This is a genomic window from Salinimicrobium sp. WS361, assembly GCF_050750585.1.
Taxonomy (GTDB): domain Bacteria; phylum Bacteroidota; class Bacteroidia; order Flavobacteriales; family Flavobacteriaceae; genus Salinimicrobium.
In genome coordinates this window covers 1-2,263 of the sequence record NZ_JBOJLM010000044.1, presented here as the reverse complement: position 1 = coordinate 2,263, position 2,263 = coordinate 1, and the positions used below count along the sequence as shown (strand labels likewise).

The 2,263-nt window shown below is 46.0% G+C and carries 1 protein-coding gene and 1 pseudogene; both read right to left on the bottom strand.

Annotation, left to right across the window (positions count from 1 at the left end; all coding sequences use genetic code 11):
- Positions 1-129: 129 nt before the first annotated feature.
- A pseudogene (locus ACQ93I_RS17125) lies at positions 130-1,250 on the bottom strand (IS91 family transposase).
- Positions 1,251-1,253: 3 nt separating this feature from the next.
- Complete coding sequence (locus ACQ93I_RS17120; protein WP_431699593.1) at positions 1,254-2,093, bottom strand: tyrosine-type recombinase/integrase; 840 nt, start codon at positions 2,091-2,093, stop codon at positions 1,254-1,256.
- Between the last annotated feature and the right edge of the window lie 170 nt (positions 2,094-2,263).

Sequence of the window (2,263 nt, the reverse complement as noted above, 5' to 3'; positions counted from 1 at the left end):
TGGAAGTAAATGGAGATTTTACTCTCCACTTATGATTTCTATTCTGGTTGATTCGATTTTTTCAGTTGTTTTGTTCCCTTTTGACAATAGAACTCCTGTTACACCGTAAAGCAGCGTTGATCGGGAGGGCTATTTCTTCTGTGTTTTAATTTCTTTCAGCCATTGAACCGGAGGTCCGCGTGCAGTAAAAGTGGTAAGCGTAATGAGATTTCCCTTTTACAGGTCGGGCAAACCCGGTGTCGTAAAGGTGCTTTTTCCTTTAACTGGACAATACCTAAAATTTGCTGTAAAATGGGAAGGCTGTTCCTTTTGTGGTAGGAGCTTAAAATTCCGTAATGGCGAATCCGAACATAGCCTCTGGGAAGCACGTGCTGTACAAATCGCCTGATGAACTCTGCGTCCGATAGGCACATGTTAGATTTCCTTCCCCCGTGGCGGTAATCTTTGACAGAAAAGGTGATCTTTTCATTATCGATGTTTTTAAGTCGATGATTGCTGATAGCAATTTTATGGGTGTAGCGGCCAAGATATTCCACCACTTGCGAAGGACCTAAAAACGGACGTTTACAGTACACTACCCATTCATTTTTAAACAGGCTTTCATAAAAGCAGTAGGATGGTGATCCTAATTCCTTGCGCAGTTGGGCTACAAAGCGAGCCCTGAAGACTTTACTCATTGCCTTCACCGGGAACAGGTATTTTCCTTTATTCCTGGCTGATTTCCATTTGCCCGATTTTGTGATTCCTCCTCCGGGAACCACACAATGCAGGTGTGGATGCAGGGAGAGGTTTTGACCCCAGGTATGCAGAATGGCGACCATTCCGGGATTGGCACCCAGAAATTTGTGATTGGAGGAAAAACCTTTGATCACCTGCCAGGCTGTTTTAAACAATAAGCTGTACATCAGTTCCGGCCGGTAGAGGCACAGGCGATTGAGTTCTTGTGGCAGGGTAAAAACGACATGGAAGTACGGGACATTCAGAAGTTCCTCTTCCCGTGCCCGGATCCATTCTTCTCTCTTGTGTCCCTGGCACTTGGGACAGTGGCGGTTCCGGCAACTGTTGTAGCTAAGGTGTAGCCTGTGGCAGGAAGGATTGTTGCAACGGTCGATATGACCTCCCAGGGCCGATGTACGGCACTTGCGCAGGGCGTGCAGGGTTTTTACCTGCCAGCTGTTAGAACAATACCGGGATAAATGCTTGTGATTCCGTTCCAGTACCTGGGCTACCTCGTAAGCAGCTCGTTTCAAGGCTTACTCCTTGTAAAGCCGGTCCAGCGGACTGAATGGCTTTTGTCTACCTAGTTGTGCCACGTGAAGGTAGACAAGGGTGGTCTGGATGTCTGCATGACCCAAAAGATCCTTTACGCTCATGATATCCAGTCCCATTTCCAGTAGATGGGTGGCATAACTGTGACGCAAACTGTGTGTGGTGATTTCTTTTTGGATACCGCTGTGTTTGCGTGCCTCTCGTACGATCCATTGAACTCCTCTTGTGGACAAGGCAGTCGGATGATTTTCCCTGTCATAGCCATTGAAGCACCAGGTAGAAGGATTTTCTGCTGCGATGTACTTTTTCAGGCCACGGATCTGCAGCTTTGATAGGGGGACATATCGGTCTTTCCGTCCTTTGCCCTGACGGATGTGGAGCATTTTTCGATCAAAATCCAGATCCCTGAGATGAAGGTTGCGCAGTTCGAAACAACGCAGACCACAGCCATAAAGCATGGCAAGGACAAGGCGGTGTTTAAGAAGTTTTGGTGCTTTGAGCAACTGCTTTACCTCACTACGACTCAGTACCACCGGAAGCTTGTTGGGTCGTTCGATGGAGGGAAGCATCACCTGCATCTCTTTCATTCCATACATGCGATAAGCATACCTGAGACCGTAGACGGTATGTTTAAAGAAACTGTCTGATGGTGTTTTATGCTGTGATTTTAAAACGTGCAGGTAATCCAGGATTTGTTCCTCATCAAGATCGAGGGGACTGCACTTAAAATGAAGGGTAAGGTGCGCAAGGCAGCGGGAGTAGTTGGTAAGGGTGCTTTGACTTTTACCGGCCAGTTCAACAGACCGCTTTAATTTGCGGTACAATTCATTAAACTCAGGTACAGAATTACAGGCCCTCTCAATGAGGGTGCTACTTTTTTTTCATAACTTTCAATGTTTATTATTAGATACTTAAAGGTAGTGAATAGTGATCGAAAGGGTTTCTTGAAGCTACCTTTAGGTTTAGTTCAACAACGTATAAAAACAATGCTAAA